The sequence below is a fragment of the Roseomonas haemaphysalidis genome (genome assembly GCF_017355405.1).
In the GTDB taxonomy this organism is placed as follows: domain Bacteria; phylum Pseudomonadota; class Alphaproteobacteria; order Acetobacterales; family Acetobacteraceae; genus Pseudoroseomonas; species Pseudoroseomonas haemaphysalidis.
Genome location: NZ_CP061177.1, coordinates 3,118,303 through 3,144,335, shown reverse-complemented (window position 1 = coordinate 3,144,335; position 26,033 = coordinate 3,118,303). Strand labels below are relative to the sequence as shown.

Annotated in this window: 25 protein-coding genes and 1 tRNA gene; 11 read left to right on the top strand and 15 right to left on the bottom strand. The window is 72.0% G+C overall.

Annotated features, from left to right (window positions below):
* Nucleotides 1-2: 2 nt before the first annotated feature.
* The 3 genes from IAI59_RS14585 to IAI59_RS14575 form a co-directional block, all read right to left on the bottom strand.
* Nucleotides 3-1,586 (bottom strand): Y-family DNA polymerase, encoded by a 1,584-nt coding sequence (locus IAI59_RS14585; RefSeq protein ID WP_207415605.1) that lies wholly within the window; start codon nt 1,584-1,586, stop codon nt 3-5.
* A gap of 3 nt (nt 1,587-1,589) precedes the next feature.
* Nucleotides 1,590-2,324: an ImuA family protein gene (locus IAI59_RS14580; protein ID WP_207415606.1), complete on the bottom strand. Its 735-nt coding sequence runs from the start codon at nt 2,322-2,324 to the stop codon at nt 1,590-1,592.
* Nucleotides 2,325-2,471: 147 nt separating this feature from the next.
* The gene (locus IAI59_RS14575; RefSeq protein ID WP_207415607.1) at nt 2,472-2,843 is read right to left on the bottom strand and encodes a hypothetical protein; all 372 of its coding nucleotides are present in this window, start codon (nt 2,841-2,843) and stop codon (nt 2,472-2,474) included.
* Between the two features lie 118 nt (nt 2,844-2,961).
* On the opposite strand from IAI59_RS14575, the gene IAI59_RS14570 reads away from it, so the two are divergent.
* Entirely contained in the window at nt 2,962-3,591 is a 630-nt protein-coding gene (locus IAI59_RS14570) for a glutathione S-transferase family protein (protein WP_207415608.1), read from the top strand.
* A gap of 15 nt (nt 3,592-3,606) precedes the next feature.
* Here IAI59_RS14570 and IAI59_RS14565 read toward each other — a convergent pair whose 3' ends face one another.
* Nucleotides 3,607-3,816, bottom strand: coding sequence for a hypothetical protein (locus tag IAI59_RS14565; protein WP_207415609.1), 210 nt, complete (start codon nt 3,814-3,816; stop codon nt 3,607-3,609).
* Nucleotides 3,817-3,996: 180 nt separating this feature from the next.
* Between IAI59_RS14565 and IAI59_RS14560 the strand changes: the two genes are divergently transcribed.
* Nucleotides 3,997-5,682 (top strand): methyl-accepting chemotaxis protein, encoded by a 1,686-nt coding sequence (locus IAI59_RS14560; protein WP_207415610.1) that lies wholly within the window; start codon nt 3,997-3,999, stop codon nt 5,680-5,682.
* A 78-nt stretch (nt 5,683-5,760) separates the two neighbouring features.
* Here the strand turns inward: IAI59_RS14560 and IAI59_RS14555 are convergent, their stop codons facing one another.
* Both IAI59_RS14555 and IAI59_RS14550 read right to left on the bottom strand, forming a co-directional pair.
* The gene (locus IAI59_RS14555; protein ID WP_207415611.1) at nt 5,761-6,903 is read right to left on the bottom strand and encodes an acyltransferase family protein; all 1,143 of its coding nucleotides are present in this window, start codon (nt 6,901-6,903) and stop codon (nt 5,761-5,763) included.
* 401 nt (nt 6,904-7,304) lie between these two features.
* Nucleotides 7,305-7,395 (bottom strand) — tRNA-Ser (locus IAI59_RS14550).
* Nucleotides 7,396-7,767: 372 nt separating this feature from the next.
* Here IAI59_RS14550 and speD point away from each other — a divergent pair.
* Both speD and speE read left to right on the top strand, forming a co-directional pair.
* Nucleotides 7,768-8,214 (top strand): adenosylmethionine decarboxylase, encoded by a 447-nt coding sequence (gene speD / locus IAI59_RS14545; protein WP_207415612.1) that lies wholly within the window; start codon nt 7,768-7,770, stop codon nt 8,212-8,214.
* An 82-nt stretch (nt 8,215-8,296) separates the two neighbouring features.
* Nucleotides 8,297-9,160, top strand: a complete 864-nt coding sequence (gene speE, locus IAI59_RS14540) for a polyamine aminopropyltransferase (RefSeq protein ID WP_207415613.1) — start codon at nt 8,297-8,299, stop codon at nt 9,158-9,160.
* A gap of 8 nt (nt 9,161-9,168) precedes the next feature.
* On the opposite strand, the gene IAI59_RS14535 is transcribed toward speE, so the two are convergent.
* The gene (locus IAI59_RS14535) at nt 9,169-9,411 is read right to left on the bottom strand and encodes a hypothetical protein (protein WP_207415614.1); all 243 of its coding nucleotides are present in this window, start codon (nt 9,409-9,411) and stop codon (nt 9,169-9,171) included.
* A gap of 419 nt (nt 9,412-9,830) precedes the next feature.
* Here IAI59_RS14535 and IAI59_RS14530 point away from each other — a divergent pair, with 419 nt between their 5' ends.
* Together IAI59_RS14530 and recA are read left to right on the top strand one after the other, a co-directional pair.
* On the top strand, nt 9,831-11,297 hold the full coding sequence (locus tag IAI59_RS14530; RefSeq protein WP_237181136.1) for an ATP-binding protein: 1,467 nt from the start codon (nt 9,831-9,833) through the stop codon (nt 11,295-11,297).
* A 179-nt stretch (nt 11,298-11,476) separates the two neighbouring features.
* Entirely contained in the window at nt 11,477-12,514 is a 1,038-nt protein-coding gene (gene recA, locus IAI59_RS14525) for a recombinase RecA (RefSeq protein WP_207415616.1), read from the top strand.
* 145 nt (nt 12,515-12,659) lie between these two features.
* Here the strand turns inward: recA and IAI59_RS14520 are convergent, their stop codons facing one another.
* Complete coding sequence (locus IAI59_RS14520; protein ID WP_207415617.1) at nt 12,660-15,182, bottom strand: AsmA family protein; 2,523 nt, start codon at nt 15,180-15,182, stop codon at nt 12,660-12,662.
* Nucleotides 15,183-15,186: 4 nt separating this feature from the next.
* Nucleotides 15,187-16,167: an RluA family pseudouridine synthase gene (locus tag IAI59_RS14515; RefSeq protein WP_207415618.1), complete on the bottom strand. Its 981-nt coding sequence runs from the start codon at nt 16,165-16,167 to the stop codon at nt 15,187-15,189.
* A gap of 117 nt (nt 16,168-16,284) precedes the next feature.
* On the opposite strand from IAI59_RS14515, the gene IAI59_RS14510 reads away from it, so the two are divergent.
* Nucleotides 16,285-16,491, top strand: a complete 207-nt coding sequence (locus tag IAI59_RS14510; RefSeq protein WP_207415619.1) for a hypothetical protein — start codon at nt 16,285-16,287, stop codon at nt 16,489-16,491.
* A 4-nt stretch (nt 16,492-16,495) separates the two neighbouring features.
* Here IAI59_RS14510 and IAI59_RS14505 read toward each other — a convergent pair whose 3' ends face one another.
* Complete coding sequence (locus IAI59_RS14505) at nt 16,496-17,101, bottom strand: NUDIX domain-containing protein (protein ID WP_207415620.1); 606 nt, start codon at nt 17,099-17,101, stop codon at nt 16,496-16,498.
* Between the two features lie 118 nt (nt 17,102-17,219).
* On the opposite strand from IAI59_RS14505, the gene IAI59_RS14500 reads away from it, so the two are divergent.
* Complete coding sequence (locus IAI59_RS14500; RefSeq protein ID WP_207415621.1) at nt 17,220-18,089, top strand: oxygenase MpaB family protein; 870 nt, start codon at nt 17,220-17,222, stop codon at nt 18,087-18,089.
* Nucleotides 18,086-18,358, top strand: a complete 273-nt coding sequence (locus IAI59_RS14495) for a hypothetical protein (RefSeq protein ID WP_207415622.1) — start codon at nt 18,086-18,088, stop codon at nt 18,356-18,358. Before IAI59_RS14500 ends, IAI59_RS14495 begins: the two co-directional genes overlap by 4 nt.
* Here IAI59_RS14495 and gstA read toward each other — a convergent pair.
* From gstA to IAI59_RS14475, 4 genes are all read right to left on the bottom strand, one after another.
* A complete protein-coding gene (gene gstA, locus IAI59_RS14490; RefSeq protein WP_207415623.1) occupies nt 18,324-18,932 on the bottom strand; it encodes a glutathione transferase GstA in 609 nt (202 codons plus the stop codon). The two genes, IAI59_RS14495 and gstA, sit on opposite strands and share 35 nt — an antisense overlap.
* A 32-nt stretch (nt 18,933-18,964) precedes the next feature.
* Nucleotides 18,965-19,354, bottom strand: a complete 390-nt coding sequence (locus IAI59_RS14485) for a CrcB family protein (RefSeq protein WP_207415624.1) — start codon at nt 19,352-19,354, stop codon at nt 18,965-18,967.
* A gap of 59 nt (nt 19,355-19,413) precedes the next feature.
* On the bottom strand, nt 19,414-19,668 hold the full coding sequence (locus IAI59_RS14480) for a hypothetical protein (protein ID WP_207415625.1): 255 nt from the start codon (nt 19,666-19,668) through the stop codon (nt 19,414-19,416).
* Nucleotides 19,669-19,753: 85 nt separating this feature from the next.
* Complete coding sequence (locus IAI59_RS14475) at nt 19,754-21,091, bottom strand: replication-associated recombination protein A (RefSeq protein ID WP_207415626.1); 1,338 nt, start codon at nt 21,089-21,091, stop codon at nt 19,754-19,756.
* Nucleotides 21,092-21,189: 98 nt separating this feature from the next.
* On the opposite strand from IAI59_RS14475, the gene alaS reads away from it, so the two are divergent.
* A complete protein-coding gene (gene alaS / locus IAI59_RS14470) occupies nt 21,190-23,838 on the top strand; it encodes an alanine--tRNA ligase (RefSeq protein ID WP_207415627.1) in 2,649 nt (882 codons plus the stop codon).
* A complete protein-coding gene (locus IAI59_RS14465) occupies nt 23,835-24,905 on the top strand; it encodes a DmpA family aminopeptidase (RefSeq protein ID WP_207415628.1) in 1,071 nt (356 codons plus the stop codon). Before alaS ends, IAI59_RS14465 begins: the two co-directional genes overlap by 4 nt.
* 3 nt (nt 24,906-24,908) lie before the next feature.
* Here IAI59_RS14465 and IAI59_RS14460 read toward each other — a convergent pair whose 3' ends face one another.
* Complete coding sequence (locus IAI59_RS14460) at nt 24,909-25,970, bottom strand: alpha/beta hydrolase (protein WP_207415629.1); 1,062 nt, start codon at nt 25,968-25,970, stop codon at nt 24,909-24,911.
* Nucleotides 25,971-26,033 lie beyond the last annotated feature (63 nt).

Below are 26,033 nucleotides of genomic sequence, written 5' to 3'. Positions count from 1 at the left end.
GCTCACGCGAAGGCGCCGTGCAGGAACCAGGTCGGCGGCGGCTCGCCGCCCACCAGCCCGGCGCGGCACACCCACAGCCGCGTGCCGTCCGCGCATTCCACGCGGTAATAGTCGCGCACCGGTCGGTCGGGGCGGTCGCGCCACCATTCCGGCTCGAAACGCTCCGGCCCCTCGGCGGCGATCACCTCATGCCATGCGCCGCGCCACAAGAGGCGCCGGGGCGGGTCGTCCGGCAGCAGCGCCAGCACCTGCACGACCTCGGGCTTCTTCAGCAGCAGCAGCGGGCGGGGGCGGTCGCCCCAGCCCTGCGGCGTTTCCACAGCCGCGAAGGGATCCACGCGCATCGCCGCGCGTTCCGGCCAGTGGCTGGCGCGGGGTGCCAGGCGCCACACCGCCATGCGCTGCCCCAGCCGGTCCAGCAGCTGTGCCAGCCCGGCATCCCGCTCCGTTTGACCGCCCTCGATCAGCCCGGCCTGCAGGCCGCCCAGCGGCTCGGTTTCCTCCGCCAGCAGTTCCAGCCGGTCAAAGCCGAAGCGCGGCTCCAGCGTATCCAGCTTGGTGTGCAGCAGCTTCAGCAGATGCGCCGGGTCGCGCCCCGCGAGGCCGAGCCCGAGGCCGATCTCCTGCAAGCCACCTTCCGCGCGGTGTGCCCGCAGCCGCAGCCGGCGCAGCCCGCGCCCGGCCTCGGCCAGCCGCAGGCACAGCTCGGGCAGCAACTGCCGCTGCAGCACGGCGTCGATGCCGGCGCGGGTGATCAGCGGCTCCATCATGTCCCGCGCCACATGGAACTCGGGCGCTGGCCGCAGGCTGGAAAACGGCGTGCCGGCCGCGCCCAGCGCGCGGTCCAGCGCCAGGATCAGCCCGGCGCCGAAGCGGCGGGCCAGCGGCGCGCGCGGCTGCGCCAGCAGGTCGCCCGCGCGTTCCAGGCCCAGCCGGCGCAGGGCGCGCAGCATCTCCGGCGGCAGCCGCAGCGCGGCCAGCGGCAGCTCGGCCAGGGCCAGCGCCTCGCCGCCCGGCGGCACGATGCCGCCGGGCCCGGCGCGCGCCAGGGCGGCGGCCAGCGGCGCGGTGCCGGCCACCGCCGCCATCGCCGCGTGGCCCTGCCGCGCCAGCCCGGCCAGGGCACGGTCGCGCAACGCCGCCTCGCTGCCGAACACGCTGCCCATGCCGGTGATGTCCAGCCACAGCCCCTGGGGCGGGTCCTCGGCCACCAGCGGGGTGAAGCGCAGCGCCCACAGGCCGAGCATGCCCAGCCGCGCCGCCTCGGCCACCGGGTCCTCGGGGCAGGCCTGCACGCCGGGCAGGATCGCTTGCGCGTCGGCCAGCGCCTGGCCCGCCGCCAGCCCCAGCCGCGCGGCCGCGGCATCCACGGCCACCACGAGCCGCGCCGGGCCTTCCGCCCGCCACACCAGCACGGGGCGGTCCCCCGCCGGGCCGGCGGCCTCGACCGGCAACAGCGGCAGGTGCAGCGCCAGGTAACGGCGGCCGGGCGCATCCATGGCGGGGAGCGGCACCACGGGCGCGGCGCCCACCACCCCTGGCAGGGATGCGGCAAGGCGCGGTGGGCGGCAGAAGCGGCGCCGCATGGCTTAGCCGGCGCGGCGGCTGGCGGCGGGCCGGGCCGGCACGGCGTCGCCATCATCCAATGCGCCGCCGCGCCAGCGCAGTGCCCATTGCCCGCCGGCGCCGCCGCGCGAGCGCAGCAGCTCCACCTTCCAATGCGGCTCGTCCGGCGCCAGGGCGGGCAGGGGGGCGACGCGCCAGCGGGTCAGCGCCACGGCCGGCCCCGCCTTGTCGCTGTCCGGCCGCAGCAGGATGCCCAGCGCGCCGCCGGCCTCGGCCGCCAGCATCAGCCGCCGCCCGGCCGTCAGCCCGATGCCGGGCGAGACCATCAGCACGCCGCCGACAGCGCGGCAGCGCAGCGCCTCCTCCATCGCCCAAAGCGCGTCGGCGGGGCGGGGCGCGCGCACCAGCACCAGCTGCTGCGGCCGCAGCCCGAAGCGCAGCAGCCCGGGGGGCCAGGCTTCCGGCTCGGGCGCGATCCACAGCACGGTGCCGCCCGCGCGCGCCAGCGCCAGCGCCGCGAAGCCCAGTGCGGCGGCGCCCGGCGGGCCGCCCGCCGCCAGCACCTCATGCAGCGCCGCGCGCGCCAGGCCGCCGGCCGGCAGCGCGCGGTCCAGTGCCGGGCTGAGCGGCACCGGGCCACGCGGGTCCGCGCCGGGGCGGCTGCCGGCGTGCTCCAGCCCGGCCAGGCGGCGGCGCAGCGCGGCCATGGCGGCTGGCCGCTGCTGGGGGGTGAGGGGTGGGTCGGCGGTCATGTTCATTGTTTGTTCCCACACTTTGACGGCCGAGGACAAGCCTGATCTGCATGGGCGGCTGGATCGCATTGGTGGTCCGGCAAGGGCCAGGCACAAAAAAAGCCGTGGCGCCTGCCCTGGGGCAGGCGCCACGGCCTGTCGTCGCGGTGCCGTTCAGCGGCGCGCGAGCGCCACCATCGCGCCGCCCAGCAGCGCCGAGATCAACGCCACGAAGGGGCGCTGCGTGATGGCGCCGGCCACGGCGGTGCCAGCGCGGTTCAGGCTGTCCAGCCCCTGGTGGGCGTAGGCCTGTGCCGCTTCGGAAACATCGTCCGCCGTTTCGGACGCATGCTCGGCGGCCTCGGACGTTACCTTGCGGGCCGTGGCGTCAAAGCGGCTGAAGCCATCCTGCAGGGTGTCCTTGGCATCCGTCGCGGCCTCGGACACGGTGTCCGCCACCGGCTTGTCCAGCGGCTTGCCGGTCACGGCCTCGGCCGCCTTGTCGGCCAGGGGCTTGTTGGCGTCAGGCTGTTCGGGGGTGGTCATGGGCGCATCTCCTGCATGCCATCTGCGCCTCTAACCTTGCGGAGCCGTGGCGGTTGCGCCTGGATAACAGCGGCAACGCCGCCACCTCTGGCTGTTTCGCCCCAAGGAACCTCCACCGATGCTGGTCGTGCACCACCTGAACGAGTCGCGGTCCCACCGCATCCTGTGGCTGCTGGAAGAGCTGGCGCTGCCCTACGAGGTGCGCCGCTACGCGCGAAACCCGCAAACCCGCCTGGCGCCGCCCGAGCTCGCCGCCGTCAGCCCGCTGGGCAAGGCGCCGGCGCTGCAACTGGAGGATGGCCGCGTACTGATCGAATCCGGCGCCATCATCGAGACGGTGATCCGCCGCCTCGGCGGCGGCCGCCTGCAACCGCCGGACAACAGCGTCGAATACGACGCCTACATCCAATGGCTGCACTATGCCGAAGGCTCGGCCATGCTGCCACTGATGCTGCACCTGTATGCCGGGCGGCTGGGCGAGGCCGCCGCGCCGCTGATGCCGCGCATCGAGGGCGAGATCGCCAACCACCTTGCCTTCCTGGACCGCAGCCTGCAGGGGCGCGCCTGGCTGGTGGGCGACGGGCTGACCGGCGCCGACATCCAGATGAGCTTCGTTGCCGAGATGGCCGGGGTGCTGGGCAAGCGCGCCGCCTATCCGGCGCTGGATGCCTGGGTGCGCGCGTTGCAGCAGCGCCCGGCCTACCGGCGCGCGGTGGAACGGGGCGGTGCCTACGGGCTGGGCCGGTAGCGCCCGCGCCCGGCGTCAGTGCAGGACCGGCTCGTCCCCCGTCTCGTCGTCCCGCTGGTCGATGATGCGGCGGATGTGCTGCACGGTGTCGTCCAGCGTGTCGGCCACGCAGTCGGGGATGTCGCGCATCCAGGCGCCGTCCAGGAACACGCGGCCGCGCACCTCGCCATCGATCGCGAAGGTCTTGATGGTATAGGGGCCGTGTTCGAATTCTGCGGATCTCATGAACGGTTCTCCGGGCATGGCGGGATGCGATGGCCGCGACGCTAAGGCCGCCGTGGTTTCCCGGCCGTTAACGCGATGCGGATTCAGCACCGCCTTTCAGCATCTCTTCACGCGAAGCCGCTATGCCCGGGCTTGCGCCGGGAGCCGGTCCAGGCGCGTGTTGCCAGCAGAGGTGCCGTCATGCTTGCCCGACTCTCGATCCGCACCAAGATCCTGGGCCTGTTCGCGTTCCAGGCCGCCGTTTCGGCGGTGCTCGCGCTGTATCTCGTCGGCCAGTTCGCCGCGACCGACACATTGTACAGCAACCTCATTGACCGCGACTTCGCCTTCGCACTGAAAGCCGAGCGTGCGCGCGGCGACTTCGCGAACATGGGCCGGCAATACAACAATGTCCTGCTGCTGCAGGACCCGGCCGGCATGGCCCCGCTTGCCGCCACGATCCGCGGCATCGGCACCGGGGTGGAACAGAACCTGGCCGAAGCCGCGCAGCTCGCACCCAATGAGTTCCGCGACGCGGTGGCGGCGCTGCGTGCCGCCAACACCCGCATCGCCGGCGTTGGCGAGCGGATCTTCCAGCTGGTGGCGGCCGGGGACCTGCGCGGCGCCGCGGTGCTCTACCGCGATGAGGCGCGCGTGCCCCTAGTGGGTGCCTTCAACGACCTGGCCGGCATGGCCGACCGCGCCACCGCCGCCGCCAACCGCGTGAACATCGAGGCCAGCGAGAACACCGACGCCGGCATCGTGCTCGCGCTCGCCCTGCTGGCGCTGGTGACGCTGCTGGCGGTGGCCGTGGCGGCCGTGGTCGTGCTGTTCGGCATCACCCGGCCGCTGACCCGCCTGGCGGGACGCATGGCCACGCTGGCGGAAGGCGATACCCTGGCCCCCGTGCCCGGCGTCGGCCGGCGGGACGAGCTGGGCCCGATGGCCGGCGCGGTGCAGACCTTCCGCGACGGGCTGGCCGAAGCCGAGCGCGTCCGCGCCGCCCACCAGCAGGCCGAGGCCGAGGCGGCGCGCGCCAAGCGGCAGGCGACGCTGGACCTGGCGGCGGGCGTGGACCATTCGCTCGGCGCCGTGGCCCAGGCGCTGGCCGAGGCATCCGGCACGCTGGCGGCTTCCACCGGCAGCCTGTCGCGCATCGCGGACTCCAACGCGCTGCAGGCTTCCTCGGCGGCGAGTGGCGCGGCGCAGACCTCGGCCAACGTGCAGGGCGTGGCGGCGGCGGCCGAGGAGCTCGCCGCTTCCGTGGCCGAGATTTCCCGCCAGGTCGGCCATTCCACCGCCGTGGTGGGGCGCGCGGCGGAAGACGCCAACCGCACCGACCAGATCGTCCGCGCGCTGTCGGACGGCGCCACCCGCATCGGCGACGTGGTGCGGATGATCAGCGATATCGCGGGGCAAACCAACCTGCTGGCGCTGAACGCCACGATCGAGGCGGCACGGGCGGGCGAGGCGGGCAAGGGCTTTGCCGTGGTCGCCAGCGAGGTGAAGGCCCTGGCCGCGCAGACCTCGCGCGCCACGGAGGAGATTTCCGGTCAGGTGGACACCATCCGCGCCGCGACGCACGAGGCGGTGGAGGCGATCCGCGGCATCGCCACCGTGATCGGCGAGGTGAACCAGATCTCCTCCGCCATCGCCGCGGCGGTGGAGCAGCAGGGGGCGGCGACGCAGGAAATCGCCCGCAACGTGCAGCAGGCGGCCCAGGGCACGGACGAGATGTCGGCCAGCATGCAAAAGGTGCAGCAGGGCGCGGCCGACAGCGGCAGCGCGATGCAGGGCGTCACCGCCGCCGCGGATGCCGTCGCGACCCAGGGCCAAACGCTGCGGGACGAGCTGTCGGGCCTGGTGCAGCGGTTGCGCGCGGCCTGACCGGCGCCGCGCAGGGGCGGCGGCGGGGCAGGGGCGCGCGTTGCCGCTGCCGCCCCCGGGCCGGGGACACACGATGGATCAGGACCGGGTGAAGATCCGGTTGATCAGCCGGGTCCATCGCAGGTCGAACCATGCCAGCGGCCAACCGAGCAGGACCGTGAACAACAACGTCGCGCCGGCGGCTGCCAGAAGTCCGGCCCGCCCTCCGCCGGCGGCCAGAAAGGCCATGCAGCCGGCGGAGCACAGGACCGGAACGTGCAGGAGGTATACCGGAAAGGACATTCGGCCCAGAAAGCGGGCCACGCGGCCGGACAACAGCCGCCGCAGCCATGCATTCTGCTCGACGGCGACCAGGAGAAGCACCGCTCCCACGGTATAGGCGAGGATTTCGCTGAGGGAACGGCCCCACCTTTCCGCCGACAGGCGGCCGAGCAAACCATTTTCCGTGTAGTTCGCCATGGTGAAGGCCAGCAGCAGCAACAGCACTGTGGCCGGTGCCGTGAAGCGTGGCAGCCGGCCCTGGGCGGACAGCAGAGCACAGGCGACGCCCGCCGGAAATGCCACCAGCAGCATGTTGGCGTATGCGGCAACGGCAATCGCCACGAACAACAATGCAAACCGTGCGCGATCGTTCCTGAGGTGAATCGCAAGCAAGGCCGTAGCGAACGCGACGAAACTCCCCAGAAGTTCCCACCGCATGGTCCAAAGGCTGCTGTTGTAGGATGCGCGACCGGTCAGAAACGTCCAGGCTCCGCCCTGCAGCAGGGCGTCGGCCAGGTTCGGCACATATCCCGGCGGCATGCTGGAATAGGCGAAGTCCGCGAGCCAGGGAGAGCCCGTGACGGCCGCGGCCTCGCGGAAGTGATAGGCGCCGCTTGCGAACAGCATCCAGGAAAAGGCGCAGCTGGCGGCTGCCGGACCCGCCAAACGCGGCCATCGCTTGAAGATGCCAACGACCAGTCGTCGGGAATTGCCATCCAGCAGCGCCTGCCTGGTCAGCACGAAGCCCGACAGCACGAAAAAGAAGACGACGGCCGCGGTGCCATTGATGATGGCGTACCAGGGCCGCCCGACCCAGGACAGCGCCATGTCCATGCCGGGAAAGATGCCGCTTCGCGCGGGGGCGAAGCCCAGCACCAGATGCCAGGCAATGACAACAAGGGCTGCGATGCCTCTCAAAGCCTCGAGGGATTCGTCTTTCTGGGTGCGATGCGGTGGCATGTGCCGCCGTTTGTCATGGCGTATGCGATGTTGGAAGCCGCAATCCCGGGGGCGGCCGGGCCCTGTCCAGCCGCCATGCAGGGAAGCATCGCGGGCGGGGACTGCCTGGGCGGCGAGGGCACCAGCAGACCCGCCACCTCGCCAAGCCTGCCTGCCGTGCGGCGTGCTATTCCCAATCGGCTGTTCAGCCACTCCGCCGCATCGATCCGATGTCCGAACTGCCGAGGCAGCTTCCTGTCGCCTCATCATCAAGGCTCAGCTGGCGCTGGCTCCTCGAGAAGGTGCGGTGCAAGGCGGCAGTTGGGGGCAGTGTTCCTGGGCGCGCCGATGCGTGGCACGGCTCGTGCGGAGCCAGCCTGCAGGTCGAAAAGATAGCAAACCACATCAGGAAGCGGGGAAACTGGCGGAGGATGTGGGATTCGAACCCACGATACCCTTTTGAGGTATACACACTTTCCAGGCGTGCGCCTTCGACCGCTCGGCCAACCCTCCAGCGCAGGGCCGGGGGTATAATCAGGCTGGCGGCCGGGGGCAAGCGGGCAATGCCGGGAAAATGCACGGCGATGCATCCGCACCGCGGATTTTCCGGCCGGCAGGGCGGCCCGCGACCCCCCAGCCCCCGGGGCGCCGTTCTGGACCGGCATTTTTTACCGGACCCGCGCCGATTTCCTGGAGCCATTCCCGGCCCTCGCAGACCTCACGCCAGGAGATACGCGTGCCATGCAGGGGGGACACGCGATTTTTTCGGCCTCGAATCTCCGATTTTTCTTGAGAACCGGGGGGGATTGCCCCATATGCCGCATCCGTTGACCCGATCGATATCCGATCAACCCGGTCATCTGCTGGTGGAAAGGAGCCCGCAACATGGACTCTCTCGTCTCTCCGCTGGGGATGGTCTCGGAACTCCCGAGCGAAGCCCAGACTTTCGACAACGCCGAGGCGAAGGATCACTTCGTCGAACGCGACGGTGTCCGCTTCGCGGGTACGCACCTGATCGTGGACCTTTGGGGCGCCACGAACCTCGATGACCCCGCGCACATCGACAGCGTGCTGCGCGAGGCCGCGATCGAGACCGGCGCGACCATCCTGCACGGCCACTTCCACCACTTCCACCCGGGTGGCGTGAGCGGCGTGTTGGTGCTGGCCGAGAGCCACGTCTCGATCCACACCTGGCCCGAGCGCTCCTATGCCGCGCTGGACATCTTCGTCTGCGGCATCTGCAACCCGTATCTGGCAGTGCCGATCCTGAAGAAGGGCTTCCTGCCCGAGCGCGTGCAGCTTGCCGAGCACAAGCGCGGCCTGATCGGCTGACATCAGCCTTTCACGTGACGAGCGGAAGGGCGGGGTCCATGACCCCGCCCTTCTTGTATTGAGCGACGGAGATCAGAACCCCATGCCCACCGATTCCTGGATCAACGAGACCCTCTACCCCGAGTGGGGGCAGCGCTTCATGGTCAAGCGCGAGCTGGCCCGCGTGCAGAGCGACTTCCAGGACATCGTGGTGTTCGAAAGCTACACGCATGGCCGCGTGCTGGTGCTCGACGGCTGCATCCAGATCACCGAGGGCGACGAGTTCGTCTACCAGGAGATGCTGACCCATGTGCCGATGCTGGCGCATGGCGATGCCAAGCGCGTGCTGATCATCGGCGCCGGCGACGGCGGCGTGCTGAAGCGCGTGCTGCAACACCGCAATGTCGAGAAGGCCGTCATGGTCGAGATCGACGGCGAGGTGATCCGCCTGTCCAAGGAGTTCCTCCCCAACATTGCCGGCGATGCCTGGAACGACCCGCGCGCCGAGGTGCTGGTGGCCGACGGCATCGACTACGTCCGCAAGGCGGAGGCCGGCTCCTTTGACGTCGTGATCGTGGACAGCACGGACCCGATCGGCGTGGGTGAGGTGCTGTTCACCGATGAGTTTTACAGCAACGTGGCGCGGCTGCTGTCGGACAAGGGCGTGATCGTCAACCAGTGCGGCGTGCCGGCCATGCAGGCCGAGGAGCTGCGCGACACCTCCATCCGCCGCGCCAAGTCCTTTGCCGACATCTACGCCTATGTCGCCGCGGTGCCGACCTATGTGGGCGGCTTCATGACGCTGGGCTGGTCGGCCAAGGACAGCGCCCTGCGGCAGGTGGATACCGCCACCATCCGCGCCCGGGCCGAGGCCGCCGGCATTCTGGGCCAGACGCAGTACTGGACGCCCGAGATCCACACCGGCGCCTTCAACCTGCCGCCCTACATCAGCAAGCACCTGCCCTAAGGCGGCCTTCAGCGCAGCAGCGTGGCGGACAGGCTTTCCAGCCGCGCCAGCAGCCCGGCCATGGCCGGGCGCAACGCCCGGCCTTCCGGCGCCGGCAGCATCAGCACGGCGCCGCACAGCCGGGTCATTTCCGCTTCCAGCCCGTCCAGGTCCAGCGTCCGCCCGGAATTGGCGAGCGCCGTGGCCAACGCCAGCGTGGTGTCCATCCGGTCGATGCTCGCCAGGATGGCGGGGTGGGGCGCGTCGGTCATGCCCGCATTCTAGCCGCTGGCCGGTGAGCGAATCGCTAACGCGCCGGCCTTGACGGTTTCTTCACCGGGGCCTGCCAGATTGCCGCCGCACAATGGCAGGAGCGGCAGCATGCGAATGGATCACGCCTTGGCGGTGGCGGCCGGCCAGGCGCCGGGACCGGAGCAGATCCTGTCCGTTGCCGGCCAGCTGACGCGGGACGGCGAGCCCGGTTCCGCCCTGCCAGCCGCCCGTGGCCCGGGCGGCCTGGGTTTGTTGCCAGTACCCTCGGGCCCCTCGGACAATCTGAGCACCCTGCGCAGCTGCCAGGGTCTGTTGAGCCAGACGCTCAGGATGCTCCGATAATCTCTGCGCATCACGGCTTCGTGAGGGTATGCTGGCCACCATGAGATGGTGGCCGTTTCGACCCAGGATCAACCCGGTGGCGCTGGCGGTGCTGCAAGGCTGGCCCGGCCCGGCGGCGTTGCTGGACGCGCGCAGCGTGCTGCGCCACGCCAACCCCGCGCTGCGCGCCGCACTGGGACCGACCCGCCCGCCACAGCCCGGCCTGCCGGCGCCACGCCTGTTCGCGGCGGTGGATCGGGACGCCGTGGCGGGCTGGCTGGACCATGGGCAGGGCGTGCGGGAATTTCGTCTGGCGGCGCCTGAAGGCATGCCGGAGCCACCGGTCGCGGCACGGCGCATTCCCCTGCCGGGGAGCGAGGCGCTGTTGCTGCTGCAACCGCTGGTCCCCGTGCAGGACTCGGCGGAAGCGGACCGGCTGCAAACCCTGGGCGCGCTGGCAGGCGGCATCGCGCACGACTTCAACAACCTTCTCACCGTGGTGCTGGGTGCTGGCGAGGATGCGCTGCGGCTGGCCGGCCCGTCGCCCGACCCAGCCCTGGCGGCGGAGCTGGCACAGGTGCGCCAAGCGGCGGAGCGGGGCGCCGGGCTGGTGCGGCAGCTGCTGGCCTATGCCCGCCAACAGGTGCTGGAACCCCGGCTGGTGCCGTTGAACGAGGCGGTGCAGGGCATCGCCGCCTTGCTGCAATCGGGCGGCCAGCGCCAGGGCGTGGTGCTGGAGGTGACGCTGGACGAACCTGGGCGGCTGGTGCGAATCGACCCCTCGCAGCTGGACCGCGTGGTGATGAACCTGGCGATCAACGCGCGGCAGGCCATGCCCCAGGGCGGCCGGCTGCGGCTGTCCACGACGCGCGAGGTGCTGTTGGCCCCGCTGTGCGGCACGCCGGACACCGTGCCCGCCGGGCGCTGGACGGTGCTGGAGGTGGCCGATACCGGCCAGGGCATCGCGCCCGAGGCCTTGCCACGGATCTTCGAGCCGTTTTTCACCACGCGCATCGACCAGGGTGGCACCGGGCTGGGACTGGCCACCGTGCACGGCATCGTGCGCCAGTCCGGCGGCTTCATGGTGGTGGACAGCGCGCCGGGGCAGGGCACCCGCTTCCGCATCCTGCTGCCGCGGGTGGAGGGCGAGGCGGAGGCGCCCGCCGCGCCGCCCGCGGCCGCAGCGCTGGCGCCGCCCGCCGGGCCGGTGCTGCTGGTGGAGGACGAGGCGCCGCTGCGCCGCCTGGCGGAGCGCGCCCTGCGCCGCGCCGGGCATGACGTGGCGGTGGCCGAGGATGCCGAGACCGCGTTGGAACTGATCGAGGCCGGGCTGGTGCCGGGCCAGCTGGTGTCCGACGTGGCGATGCCGGGCATGGACGGCGTGGCGCTGGCACAGGCCCTGCGCCTGCGCTTTCCGGCGCTGCCCGTGCTGCTGGTCAGTGGCTACGCGCAGTCGGCGGTGGAGGCGGCGCCGGACGCGGCGGGCATCCGTTTCCTGGCCAAGCCTTACAGCCCCGCGGGACTGGTCGAGGCGGTGGGAAAAGCGGTGGTTCCGGCATGCTGAAACCCTTGCACCGGGGCGCCGATGTGAACATATAGCGAACACGAACGCGGTGGTCTTTTCCGGCTCCGGAAAGCCCGCCACAGTGATCGCGACTTCGTGAGTGAGCGGTGGGTGCCGCTGGACGTTGCCCCACCGCCTCTCCTACCATCACGGCGATTGCCAGAAGGGCTGCTTACACCATGGACAAGAACAAGGCGCTCGACGCCGCCCTCAGCCAGATCGAACGGGCCTTCGGCAAGGGCTCTATCATGCGCATGGGCGCCAAGCAGGGGAACGACGAGGTGGAGGTGATCTCCACCGGCTCGCTCGGCCTCGACCTGGCGCTGGGCATCGGCGGCCTGCCCAAGGGCCGCATCATCGAGATCTACGGCCCCGAAAGCTCGGGCAAGACGACGCTGGCGCTGCATGCCATCGCCGAGGCGCAGAAGAAGGGCGGCACCTGCGCCTTTATCGACGCCGAGCATGCGCTGGACCCCGGCTATGCCCGCAAGCTGGGCGTGGACGTGGACAACCTGCTGATCTCCCAGCCCGACGCCGGCGAGCAGGCGCTGGAGATTTGCGACACGCTGGTCCGCTCCGGCGCCATCGACGTGGTGGTGGTCGATTCCGTCGCCGCCCTGGTGCCGCGCGCCGAGCTGGAAGGCGAGATGGGCGACACCCATGTGGGCCTGCATGCCCGCCTGATGTCGCAGGCGCTGCGCAAGCTGACCGGCACCGTGTCGCGCTCCAACACGCTGTTGATCTTCCTGAACCAGATCCGGCTCAAGATCGGCGTCATGTTCGGCAACCCGGAGACGACCACGGGCGGCAACGCGCTGAAGTTCTACGCCTCCTGCCGCATGGAGATCCGCCGCATCGGGCAGATCAAGGATCGCGAGAACGTCGTCGGCAACCAGACGCGCGTGAAGGTGGTGAAGAACAAGATGGCGCCGCCGTTCCGCCAGCTGGAGTTCGACATCATGTACGGCGAGGGCATCTCCAAGGTCGGCGAGTTGATCGACCTCGGCGTCAAGGCCGGCGTGGTGGAGAAGTCGGGCGCCTGGTTCTCCTGCGACAACCAGCGCATCGGCCAGGGGCGCGAGAACGCCAAGCAGTTCCTGCGCGACAACCCGGCGATGGCCGAAAGCATCGAGAAGCGGGTGCGCGCCCAGGCGGGCGTGGTGGCCGATGCGATGCTGACGACGCCGGATGCCGAGGATGCTGCGGCGGCGGAGTAAGCAAGGCTGGGGGAAGGAATTCCCCCGGTCGCTTTGTCCGGGCCCGACCGGACCAGCCACGGCCTCGTGGCATTCCGGCCGCTACCGGAACCGATGCGTCAGATAACGAAAGGCCGGGGAATTCCTTCCTCGGCCTTTCTCTTGTTTACCGCCCCAGCAGCCCACGCAGCAGTTCGCCCGGATTGACCCGCCGCTGTTCCGGCCGGGCCTCCGCCGGCGGCACTGGCCCGGCCCGGCCTCCGCGCGCCACGGCCAGTTGCTGCGCGCAATCCGGCAGGCCGCCGCCGGGGCGCCCGGCCAGGGCTTCCGCCAGCTGCCCCAGCGCGGCGACGCCGGATTCGCGCTGCCGCGACGCCAGCTCCCCCACGATGCCCGCCGCCGCCTGCGCGGCGCCGCCCTGGTCCAGCCGGTAGCCCGGCTTGGCGAAGCTGCCCGTCACCCGCACCGGCGCGCTGATGCCAACGCCGCCCAGCCGCACCTGCGGCAGCAGGCGCAGGTTCAGCCGCTCCTGCCCCAGGTCGATCTCGCCGCTGCCGGCCACGTTGCCCAGCCCGCTTTCCAGCAGCAACGCCTCGGGCCGGGCCACGCCGTCGCGCAGCGCCACGCGCAATGCGAGGCAGCGCAGCGGCGCGCTGCCGCCGGCCGGTGCTTCCGGCAGCAACAGCCGGCGCAGCTCGCCCGACACGCGGTCCAGCAGCGCCACGTCCACCTGGCCATTGGCCACCGCGAGGCCGAGGCTGCCGTTCAGCGAGGCCGCCTGGGACCGCAGGTCGCCGCCCCGGCCGGCCAGCTCGGCATCCAGTTCCAGCCGGCCATCGGCCTGGGCGGGCAGGTGGTAGGATTGCAGCAGGGGCCGCAGCTCCAGCCCGGCGCCTTCGTGCCGTGCCTTGAGCGCGAGCTGCGGCGGGGTGGCGGTGGCGTCGGCCCGCAGTGCCAGAAACAGCCGCCCGCCCGGAATGCCGAGCGAAACCGGGTCCGCCACCAGCCGGCCCCCGGCCAGGGCCAGGGTGGCGCGCTGGTCGCGATAGGTGATGCCATTGGCGACCAGCTCGCCGACCGTCAGCCGCAGGTCGGCGTCCAGCCGGAGCAGCCAGCCGAAGGGCAGGGGCAGCGGCGGAATCACCATGCGGTCGGTGTTCGCGGGCTGCGGCACGGCGGGGGTGGCGGGCACGGCCGGTGCCGGGCTGGTGGCGGGGGACGCCGCCGGCAGCGGGTGCAGCAGGGCATCGAGGTCGATGCGCGGCGCGTGCAGCACGCCGTGGATCGCCGGGCGCGGACCGGTGGTGGCGATGCTGGCGCCGCCTTCCAGCGCCAGCTCGCGCGTGGAAAGCTGCAGCCCGGCCAGCGTCACCCCGGCGGCGTCGCGCGCCAGCCCGGTGGCCAGCCGCAGGTCGTGCTGCTTGGGCCAGGGCAGCGCCAGGGCCTGCAGCAGCGGCGTGGTGTCGGCGGCCTGCAGCTCCAGCCGGCCATCCCAGTCGCGGTGCGCGCTGCCCGCCAGCATGCCCTCCGCCCGCGCGGAAATGCCCTCGCCGCGCAGCGCCACGGTGACCGGCCAGGGGGCGGCGGACAGCAGGGTGGCCGGCGGCGGCAGCGCGGCCTGCAGCTGCCAACCGGTGCCGCGCACCGTGACGGCCGCCTCGGCCTGCGGCGGGGCGTTTTCCGCTGGTATGGCCAACGTGGCGGCGCCCAGCGCCAGCCCGGGCAGCAAGGCGCCGAGGTCGCCGCCATCGGTGCTGGCCCGCAGCGAAAGCAGGCGCGGCGGCAGGCCGGCGCCGGCATCGGCCAGTTCCGCCTGCACCTCCAGCCCCAGCAACGGCGGCAGCGACAGGCCCGGCAACAGGGGCGCCAGCCGCTCCGCACGGTCGGCCGAGGCATCCAGCGTGGCATGCCAGCCGGCGGCGGCTTCCGGCCGGCTCACGGCACCGTCCAGGACCGCCCGCAGCCCGGGCGCGGACAGCGCCAGCCGCAACGGCCAGGCCGCCGGCTCGGCGGTGGCGCCCAGCAGGCGCGGCAGCGGGCCGGACTGGCCTTCCGCCGCCAGCGAAACGCCGCGCCAGGTAACCTGGCCGGACAGCTCCATGGGCGCGGTTGGGGCCGCGGCGCGCAGCGACAGCGCGCCGATCTCCAGTGTCTCGGTCCGGCCGCCGGGGGCGGGCAGCCAGGCGACGCGGCCGCCCTGCACGCCGGCGGCGGCGATCGACAATTGCAGCGGCTCGGCCGGCGCCGTGGCGGGGGCCGCTGCGGCGGGGGCGGGCGCGGCGGGCGCGCGGGGCGGGCCGAACAGCCAGTTGCCGCGACCCGTGGCATCGCGCTCCAGCAGCAGGTCGGGGTCGATCAGCGTCACCTGTTCCAGCGCCACGTGGCGGGACAACAGGGGCAGCAGGGCCAGCGAGGCTTCCACCCGCCCGGCGGTCAGCATGTCCGGGCGGCTGGCGCCGGGCGGGTTGGACAACGCCACGCCTTCCAGCGTCAGCGTCGGCACCAGCGACAGCTTCAGGCCGATGGGGCCGGCAATGCTCAGCCGGCGGCCGGTGGCCTGTTCCACGGCGGCGACCAGCCGGGGGCGCAGCGCCTCGTCGCGCAGCAGAAAGCGCAGCGTGCCATAGGCGGCGGCCGGCACCGCCAGCACCACGGCCAGGACCACCAGGGCGCGGCGCGGCGCGTTCATCGCGTCAGGCCGTGCGCTTGGCCGCCGCGTTGCGCGGCTTGCCGAAGCCCAGCGTGGCGAAGCTTTCCAGCATGTGCGGCGGCAACGGGGCCGTCACTTCAATCCGCCCGCCCTCGGGGTGCGGGATGGACAGGCGCCGGGCGTGCAGGTGCAGGCTGTGCGACATGCCCTCCAGGTGCGCGGCCTGGCCGCCATACTTGCCATCACCCAGAATCGGGCATTCCAGGGCGGCGGCGCAGTGCACGCGCAGCTGGTGGGTGCGCCCGGTCAGCGGCCGCAGCTCCAGCCAGGTGGCGTGGCGGCGGGCCACGTCCATGGTGGAATACTCGGTCACGGCGAAGGCGCCTTCCTTGCCCTGGGCGGGCACCACGCGCTCGCCCATCGGGCCGCCGCCCTGCTTGGCCAGCGGCATGTCGATGCGCCCGCCCTCGTACTGCGGCTGGCCCACCACGATGGCCCAATAGGTCTTTTCCGCGTCGCGCGAACGGAAGTTGGCGGCCAGGAACGAGGCCGAGCGCTGGTCGCGCGCCAGCAGGATGACGCCGGAGGTATCGCGGTCCAGCCGGTGCACCAGCCGCGGACGCTCCTCGTGGTCGAAGCGCAGCGCGTCCAGCATGCCGTCCAGGTGCTTGGTGATGTTGGGGCCGCCCTGGACGGCCAGGCCATGCGGCTTGTCCAGCGCGATCACCTGGTCGTCCATGTAGAGGATGGCCTGTTCCAGCATCTTGGCGTCGGCGGCCGAGACCTCCCGCACGCGGGGGCCGGTGTCGGGGGCGGGGCCTTCCGGAATGGGCGGGATGCGCACTTCCTGGCCGCGCTCCAGCCGCGTGCTGGCTTCGGCCCGCTTGCCGTCCACCCGCACCTGGCCGGTGCGCAGCAGCTTTTGCAGCGCGCCCTGGGTGAGCTGCGGAAAGTAGCGGCGGAACCAGCGGTCCAGCCTGGAGTCGGCGTCGGCGGCGTGGACGGTGCGGGTTTGGACGGTCATGCGCGCGGATTAGCCGCGCGGGCGCGGCGCGTCGAGCCACATTGCCGGCACCGGCTTGGGCTTGACAACAAGGAATATATTCCTTACCATCTTACTTTCTTACGGAGAACAGCGGCGATGACCACCGGCATGGCGAAGCTCACCAGCAAAAACCAGCTCACCTTGCCGCGCGCAGTGGTCGAGCAACTGGGCAATCCCGTGTATTTCCGCACGCAGGTCTGCGACGGCGTGCTGCTGCTGTGGCCGGCGCGGCTGGTTTGCCCGGCGGACAAGCCACGGCCGGTGGCGGCTGCGCAGCATAGCCGCAAACCCGCCGCCAAGTGAAGGATTATTTTCCTGGTGTCGCCACCGCGCCGGGAAACAGGTGCAGCGCCGCGTGCTGCAACAGCATGATGGTCTTGCTGTCGCGGATGCCGCCGTCGCGCAGCATCGCCAGCGCATCCTCGATGCTCGGCTCCAGCACCTCGATGTCCTCGCCTTCCGCCGCGTGGCCGCCGCCCGGGCCGTGGCGGTCGGCGGGGCGGTAGCGGCCGACAAAGCAGTGCACCCGCTCCGTCACCGCGCCGGGGCTGCTGAAGGCCTGGAACACCGGCTCCACGCCGGACACGCGGAAGCCGGTTTCCTCTTCCACCTCGGTGCGGATGCGCGCCGCGGGCGCCGCGGCGTCCAGCATGCCGGCGGGCACCTCCAGCAGCAGCGCGTCGTGGCCGTTGCTGAAGGCGGGAAAGCGGAATTGCCGCACCAGCACCACGGTGCGGCGGTCGGGGTCGAACAGCAGGATGGCGGCGGCGTCGCCGCGGTCAAAGCTTTCGCGCACCTGGCGTTGCCACCGGCCGTCGTTGCGGCGGAAGTCGAAGGTGGCGCGCCGCAGGGTGTAGTGGTTGTCGGACAGCGTTTCAACGCTGTGGACGCGGACGCGGTCGGCGATGCTCATGGCCCGGGGCTCCCTGCACGATGGCCGCAGGATAGCGCGCCCACCCCCCGGTGACAGGTGGCGGGAGCGACCCGATATCAGGTCCAGGCCGCCCCCGTGGCCGGAGAACATGCCGCCGATGTCCTATCGCCAGACCGCCGGCCAGCCGGCCCCCCGCCGCATCGACCACCCGATGAAGCGCGCCATCGCCGACCGCGTGACCGCCCTGTTCAACGACCGCTCGCGCGGCGAGGCACCGGTGGCGCGCCAGCCGGGCGGGCTGTTCGGGCCGCAATCGGTGGCGTGGCGGGTGCATGGCGACGTCGGCTCCATGATGGTGGGCGGCATCGCGGGGCTGCTGCTGCAGATGCTGCACCCGGCGGTGCTGGCGGGGGTGTGGGACCATTCCAACTTCCGCGCCGACATGCACGGCCGGCTGAAGCGCACCGCGCGCTTTATCGCCACCACCACCTATGGCGGCCGGGCCGAGGCGGAGGCGCTGATCGCCCGCATCAACCGCATCCACGAGCAGGTGACGGGCACGCTGCCGGACGGCACGCCGTATTCCGCGCGCGACCCGCAATTGCTGGCCTGGGTGCATGTGACGGAAGCCAGCAGCTTTCTGCAGTCCTGGATCCGCTACGGCGAGCCGCGCATGAGCGGCGCCGACCAGGACCGCTATTTCGCGGAAATGGCGGAAGTGGCAGAGCGCCTGGGCGCCCTGCCGGTGCCGCGCTCGCGCGCCGAGGCGCGCGCGCTGATCCAGGACACGCGCCCGCTGCTGCGCCAGGACGCCCGCACGCGCGAGGTGGCGCGGCTGGTGCTGACCCGCCCGGCCGAGCACCGCGCCGCCGAGCCGGTGCAGGCGCTGGTGATGCAGGCGGGCGTGGACCTGTTGCCCGACTGGGCGCGGCGGATGCACGGGCTGGAGGTGCCGCTGCTGACGCGGCCGTTGCTGCGGGCCGGGACGTTCGGCGTGGCGCGGACGCTGCGCTGGGCTTTTGAATGAGGCCGGACGCCGCGTGGCGGCGCTGGCTGGACTTTGCCCTGACGCTGGTGGGGCTGGACGAGCTGGCGGTGTTCGCGAAACGCCCTGCGGCGGCCGTGCCGGCGGTGTGGCTGGAGGAGCAGGCCGCGGCACGGCCGGAGCAGGCGAACCTGGCGCCGCCGCCGGCGCCGCCCGCCCTGCCGGCGCGGGTCCGGCCGGCGGGCAGGGCGCCGGGGGGCGCCAGGCCCCGGGCGGCTAGTTCAGGCCTTCCATCTTCAGCGCCGCCTTGACCGCCGGGCGCTCGGCCACCCGGTCGCGGAAGGCGACCAGCGCCGGCCAGGGGGACAGGTCGAACTTCACCGGCCCGGCCCAGCGCAGCACGGTGAACAGGTAGCCATCGGCCACCGTGAACCGCTCGCCCATCAGGAACGGCTTGTCGCCCAGCGCCTCGCTCAGCCAGTTCAGCCGCTTGCTCAGCGTGGCGCTGGCGGCGGCGCGCCATTCCGGCGTTTGCGCCGGGTTGAACATGGAGCCCATGCCCTTGTGCAACTCGGTGGAGATGAAGTTCAGCCATTCCTGCAGGCGGTAGCGCTCGATGCTGCCGGCGGCGGGCGCGAGGCCGGAGGCGGGGGCCTGGTCGGCGATGTATTGCACGATGGCCGGGCCCTCGGTCAGCAGGGGGCCGCCGTCGATCTGCAAGGCGGGCACGTAGCCCTTGCCGTTGATGGCACCGAACTGGCCGCCGGATTCCAGCTTGCCGCCGGCGCGGATGTCCACCTTCTCCAGCTCATGCTGCAGCCCGGCCTCGTGCAGGGCGATGTGGGGGGACAGCGAGCAGGCGCCGGGCGCGTAGAACAGCTTCATGGGACGGGGATCTCCGGAAAGGGAAAACGGGTTCAGGCCAGCACGCGGCCGAAGGCGAAGCACAGCGCAAAGGCGCCGAGCCCGCCCAGCAGCGTGAGGGCGAGGTAGCCGAGGGCCAGGGCGGGCGAGCGCAGCGCCAGCGTGCCGATATCCAGCGAAAAGGCGGAAAAGGTGGTGAAGCCGCCCAGGATGCCGGTGATCAGCAGCACCCGGGCCTCCTGGCTGACGGCGAGGCCCCCCAGCATCAGCCCGCCCAGCAGGCCGATGACGGCGCTGCCGGCCACGTTGACCGCCAGGGTGCCCCAGGGCAGCGCCGTGCCGAACCAGCCGGCGCACCAGATGCCGGTGGCATAGCGCAGCAACGACCCCCCCGCGCCGCCGATGGCGACCAGAGCGAGCAGGTGGGGGGAAAACGGATTCATGGACGGCAGGATAGCATGCGGGCACGGGCGGGGCGCGGCATCCACCGCGCCCCGGCAGCTCAGCCGCGGGGGGTCTGGCTCTGCTGCTGGTTCGGCTGCTGCTGCTGGTCGCGCCGCTCGGCGGCATGGCGGCGATGCACGCCGACCGCGCAGCCGGCGGCGGCACCGGCCACGGCATGGCCGCTGCCCACGAAATGCCCGGCCACGGCGCCCACCGCGCCGTCCTTGACGCAGCCGCCTTCCTTGGCGGAAGCGGGCAGCGCGGCGAGGCCCAGGCCGGCGGCGAGGATGGTGGCGGCGAGGATGCTACGCATGGGGGAAACTCCGGTTGTTCGCTGCCGGATCAACGCCGGAGGCGGGGCGGGCGGTGCATGAAAGCTTGGACATGCGGGGCCGCGCTCAGCCGTCGCGGCGGCGGGCCTTGAGGCCGGACCAGTAGTCCAGGCGCTTTTTCACGTCGCGCTCGAAGCCGCGCTCGTTGGGGGCGAAGAAGGTCTGGCCTTCCAGCTCGTCCGGCAGGAACTGCTGGCCGGAAAAGGCGTCCGGGTGGTCGTGGTCGTACTGGTAGCCGGCGTGGCGGCCCATCTGCTTCATCAGCTTGGTGGGGGCGTTAAGGATGCTCATGGGCGGGGCCACGTGGGCGGAACGCTGGGCGGCGGCCATGGCGGCGTTCCAGCCGTTGTAGCTGGCGTTGGATTTGGGGGCGGTGGCGACGTAGTTGATGGCCTGGGCCAGGAACAGCCGGCCTTCCGGCCAGCCGATGCGCTCGAACATCTGCCAGGCGGTGGCGACCTGCACCATGGCCTGCGGGTCCGCCATGCCGACATCCTCCGACGCCGCGCAGGCGAGGCGGCGGAACACCGCTTCCGGCGCCTCGCCCGCCTGGATCATGCGGGCGGCGTAGTACAGCGCGGCGTGCGGGTCGGAACCGCGCAGCGACTTGTGGAAGGCGCTGAGCAGGTCGTAATGCCCGTCGCCCGCCTTGTCGTGGGAGGGCATGCGGCGTTGCAGGAGCTGGCCCATGGACGGGATGTCCTGGGTTTCGCCGCCGGCGAGCGTCGCGATCTGCTCGGCCATGTTGAGCATGTAGCGGCCGTCGCCGCCGGACATTTCGATCAGCGCCTCGCGCGCCTCGGGCGTGACCGGCAGGGGGGCGCCGAGATGGGCTTCCGCGCGGTCCAGCAGGGCGCGCAGGGCGGGCTCGTCCAGCGCGTTCAGGATGAAGACCCGGACGCGGGACAGGATGGCGCCGTTCAGCTCGAAGGAGGGGTTCTCCGTCGTGGCGCCGACCAGGACGATGGTGCCATCCTCGATATAGGGCAGGAAGGCGTCCTGCTGGGCGCGGTTGAAGCGGTGGATCTCGTCCACGAACAGCAGCGTGCCCTGGCCGGAGGTGCGGCGGGCGCGGGCCGCGTCGAACACCCGGCGCAGGTCGGCCACGCCGCCCTGGATGGCCGAGACCGCCTCGAACCGCAGGTCGGTGGCGCCGGCCAGCAGGCGGGCGATGGTGGTCTTGCCGGTGCCGGGCGGGCCCCACAGGATCATGGAGCTGATGGCGCGCGCCGTCACCATGCGGGCCAACGGCGCGCCGGGGCCGAGCAGGTGGTCCTGGCCCGCGACCTCGGCCAGCGTCGCCGGGCGCAGGCGGTCAGCCAGCGGCTGGGTGGCGGGCGCGGGGGCGGCGCCGGGTTCCGGGGCGAACAGGTCTTCAGCGGGGGCGGCGGCTTTGCGGGGCATGGCCGCGCAGTATAGGGCAGGGTGCCCAGGGCTTCCCAGCCTTGGGGCATCCGGGCTAATTCAGGCGCCAAATTCTCTTTCGGGCGAAACGACGGAATATGACCAGCAGCAACGATATCCGCGCCACCTTCCTCGATTACTTCGCCCGCAACGGCCACACGGTGGTGGAATCCTCGCCGCTGGTGCCGCGCAACGACCCGACGCTGATGTTCACCAACAGCGGCATGGTGCAGTTCAAGAACGTCTTCACCGGTCAGGAGAAGCGGCCGTATTCGCGCGCCACCTCCGCCCAGAAGTCGGTGCGCGCCGGCGGCAAGCACAACGACCTGGACAACGTCGGCTACACCGCGCGCCACCACACCTTCTTCGAGATGCTGGGGAACTTCTCCTTCGGCGATTACTTCAAGGAACAGGCAATCGAGCACGCCTGGACCCTGCTGACCCGCGACTTCGGCCTGGCCAAGGACAAGCTGCTGGTCACGGTGTATTCCGAGGACGAGGACGCCGCCGCCCTGTGGCGCAAGATCGCCGGGCTTTCGGACGAGCGCATTATCCGCATCGCGACCTCGGACAACTTCTGGCGCATGGGCGACACCGGCCCCTGCGGCCCGTGCTCCGAAATCTTCTACGACCACGGCCCGTCCATCCCCGGCGGCCCGCCGGGCTCGCCGGACGAGGACGGTGACCGGTTCATCGAGATCTGGAACCTCGTGTTCATGCAGTATCTCGAGGAGCCGGCGGGCACCCGCAACCCGCTGCCGCGCCCCTCGATCGACACCGGCATGGGCCTGGAGCGCTTCGCGGCCATCCTGCAGGGCGTGCACGACAACTACGACACGGACACCTTCCGCGCCCTGATCCTGGCCTCGGCCGAGGCCACCGGGCAGGCGCCGGACGGGCCGTTCAAGATCAGCCACCGCGTGGTGGCGGACCACCTGCGCTCGGGCGCCTTCCTGATCGCCGACGGGGTGATGCCTTCCAACGAGGGGCGCGGCTATGTGCTGCGCCGCATCCTGCGCCGCGCCATGCGCCACGCCCACATGATGGGCGCCAAGGAGCCCCTGCTGTACCGGCTGTTGCCGGCGCTGATCCGCCAGATGGGCGCGGCCTACCCGGAGCTGGTGCGGGCCGAGGCGCTGATCAGCGAGACGCTGAAGCTGGAAGAGAACCGCTTCCGCTCCCTGCTGGAGCGCGGCCTCGGCATGCTGGCGGACGAGACGGCGCGGCTGGGCGAGGGCGGCACGCTGCCGGGCGACGTGGCTTTCAAGCTGTACGACACCTACGGCTTCCCGCTGGACCTGACGCAGGACGCCCTGCGCTCCGAGGGCCGCTCCGTGGACGTGGCGGGCTTCGAAACGGCGATGGCCGAGCAGAAGCGCCGGGCACGGGCCGCCTGGTCCGGCTCCGGCGAGGCGGCGACCGAGACGCTGTGGTTCGACCTCAAGGACAAGCTGGGCGATGCCAGCGAGTTCCTGGGCTATTCCACCGAGCGCGCGGAGGCCGAGGTGCTGGCGCTGGTGGTGAACGGCGCGGCCGTGGACAAGGCGGCCACCGGCGCCGAGGTCGGCGTGCTGCTGAACCAGACCCCGTTCTACGCCGAAAGCGGCGGCCAGGTGGGCGATGCCGGCGTGATCACCGGCCCGGGCGGGCTGCGCATCGCGGTGCGGGACACGCAGAAGAAGCTGGGGCTGTTTCTGCACCTGGGCGTGGTCGAGGCGGGCGAGGCTTCGGTCGGGCAGGCGGTGGTGGCGGAGGTGGACCATGCCCGGCGCGGCGCCATCCGCGCGCACCACTCGGCCACCCACCTGCTGCACGAGGCGCTGCGCCGGCGGCTCGGCAACCACGTGGCGCAGAAGGGTTCCCTGAATGCGCCGGACCGGCTGCGCTTCGACGTCAGCCAGCCGACGCCGATGACGAGCGAAGACCTGGCCTGGGTCGAGGCCGAGGTGAACGGGCGCATCCGCGAGAATGCCGAGGTGGTGACGCGGCTGATGACGCCGGAAGCCGCCGTGGAGGCTGGCGCCACCGCGCTGTTCGGCGAGAAGTACGGCGACGAGGTGCGCGTGGTCGGCATGGGCTTCGACCCCGAGGCCACCAGCAAGCACGGCGTGTATTCGCTGGAACTCTGCGGCGGCACGCATGTCGGCCGCACCGGCGATATCGGGCTGTTCAAGATCGTGGCCGAGGCCGCCGTTTCCGCCGGCGTGCGCCGCGTGGAGGCCGTGACGGGCGAGGCGGCGCTGGCGCTGGTGGAAGGCGAGCAGAAGGTGCTGCGCGAGGCGGCGGGCCTGCTGAAGGCCCGCCCCGCCGAGCTGCCCGGCCGCATCGCGGCTTTGCTGGAAGAGCGCCGCAAGCTGGAACGCGAGATGTCCGAGCTGCGCAAGCAGATGGCGACCGGCGGCAGCGCGGCGGCGGCGGAGGAAGTGGGCGGCGTGCGACTTTCCGCCCGCAACCTGGGCGAGATCCCGCCCAAGGACCTGCGCGGCGTGGCCGAGGCGCTGTTGAAGTCGGACGCGGCCGACGTGGTGGCGCTGGTGTCCACCGCCGATGGCAAGGCGAGCATCGTGGTCGGCGTCGGCGCCGGTGGCGCGGGCAAGGCCGATGCGGTGGCGCTGGTGCGCGCGGCGGCAGCGGCGGTCGGCGGCCAGGGCGGCGGCGGGCGGCCCAACATGGCCCAGGCCGGCGGGCCGGATGCGGCGAAGGCCGACGAGGCGCTGGCCGCCATCCGGGCCGCGCTGGCGGCGTGAGGCCGCGCGCCCGCGACCTGGGGCTGCGGCCGGGGCAGTTCGCGCCCGGGCCGCTGAATGCCATCACGGATGTGGCGGGCGTGCTGGTGGGCCAGGAAACCCGCATCGCGGGGGAGGGAACGCGCACTGGCGTCACCGCCGTCCGCCCGCATTCCGGCAACCTGTTCGCGGAGCGGGTGCCGGCGGGGCTGGCGGTGATCAACGGCTTCGGCAAGCTGGCGGGCGCCACGCAGCTGCAGGAGCTGGGCGAGCTGGAAAGCCCCATCGTGCTGGTCAACACCCTGGCCGTTGGCCGCGCGGTGGAGGCGGTGGTGGACTGGACCCTGGCGCGCAACCCCGAGGCGCGCTCGGTCAACGCCGTGGTGGGCGAAACCAATGACGGCCGGCTGAACGACATCCGCGCCCGCGGCATCACGAGCCAGGACGTGCTGCTGGCGCTGGATGGCGCCACGGATGGCCCGGTGGCGGAAGGCAGCGTCGGCGCCGGCACGGGCACCGTGGCCTTCGGCTGGAAGGGCGGCATCGGCACGTCTTCCCGCCTGCTGCCGGCGGCGCTGGGCGGCTTCACGGTCGGCGCGCTGGTGCAAAGCAACTACGGCGGCGCGCTGCTGATGGATGGCGTGCCGGTGGGGCGGATGCTGGGGCGCTTCTATCTGCGCGAGCATGCGGACAAAGGCGACGCGGACGGCTCCGTGATGGTGGTGATCGCCACCGACGCACCCTTGTCCGACCGCAACCTGGCGCGGCTGGCGCTGCGCGCCATGGCGGGGCTGGCGCGCACGGGCGCGGCCTTCTCGGACGGCTCGGGCGACTATGCCATTGCGTTTTCCACCCACCCGGGCGTGCGGCGCCCGGCGGCGGGGGGCATGGTTGCGGACTGGCCGAACGAGCGCATGTCGCCGCTGTTCGTCGCCGCCGCCGAGGCGGTGGAGGAGGCGGTGCTGAATTCGCTGCTGCGCGCCACCACGGTGGAAAGCCGCGACCCGGCGACGGGCCGCAAGCGCCGGGTGGAGGCCATCGACATCGAGGCCGTGCGGGCCGCGTTGCGGCGGCCCGACGCCGGATAGGCGTTACCGGCCCAGGTGCTGGTCGAAGAACTGTGCGATCTCGCCGAAGGCTTCCTTGACCTCGGGCACCCGGTCGTCGCGGTAGAACTGCGCGTGGGACTGGCCCTCATACACCTGCAGCGAGGCCTCCGTGCCCGCTTGGCGCAGGGCGCGGTGCATGCGCACGGTGTTGCTGAGCAGCAGGTCCCGCGTGCCGGTGGTCAGGATGGTGGGCGGAAAGCCCCGCACGTCGCCATAAACCGGCGACAGCAGCGGGTCCGCCAAGTCGTGGCCGTTGGCGTAGAAGCGGGTGGCGGCATCGCAGAAGCCATCGGGCGAGACCAGGACGTTGTCCACCAGGGCGTTGGTCTGGAAGCTGTCGCCCTGCTTGGTCACGTCCGACATGGGCGTGCCGGGGGCGATGGCGCCGGGCATGGGCAGGCCTTCCTGCTTGGCGCGCAGCATCATCTCCAGCGTCAGGGCACCGCCGGCGGAACTGCCGAACACCGCCAGGTTGGCCGGCGGCACGCGGCGGATGGCGGCCTTGTAGACCGTCATGGCATCGTCCAGCGCCGCCGGGAAATACGCCTCCGGCGGCATGCGGTAATCCACCGCGATCACGGTCATGCGTGCGAAGCCGGCCAGGAAGATGGCTTCCGGCAAGGCGGCCTCGCGCGGGTTCAGCACGTAGCAGCCGCCATGCACATGCACCGCCAGCCGGTTGCGGTTGCCGGCCGGCATGTCGGCCGGCGTGATGGTGTAGACGCGCACGCCGTCGATGGTGGAAGGCTCGATCGAGACGCGCATGCGCTCGGCCATGGCGGGGATCTGCGGCGCCACGGCGGCGACGTTGCTTTCCGCCAGGGCGCGCCAGCCCTCGGGCGTGGTGGGGGGCTTGTCCCAGTTCTGCCGCAGCGGCTGGCCGATGATGGCCTGCATCTGCGGGCTGACGGTGCCGGGCACGGGGATGCTCTTGGCCGGCACCTCGCGCGCGGCGGGCGCCGCGGGGGCCTGGGCCAGGGCGGGGGCGGCCAGCAGCAGGGCCGTGGTGGCCAGCAGGGCCGGGCGGAAGCGGAAAAGCGGCATGGGTTGTCCTCCGGCGGCCTGTTGCCGGCCTGCCGGGGCGGAGCCTGGACCCATGCCGGGCCG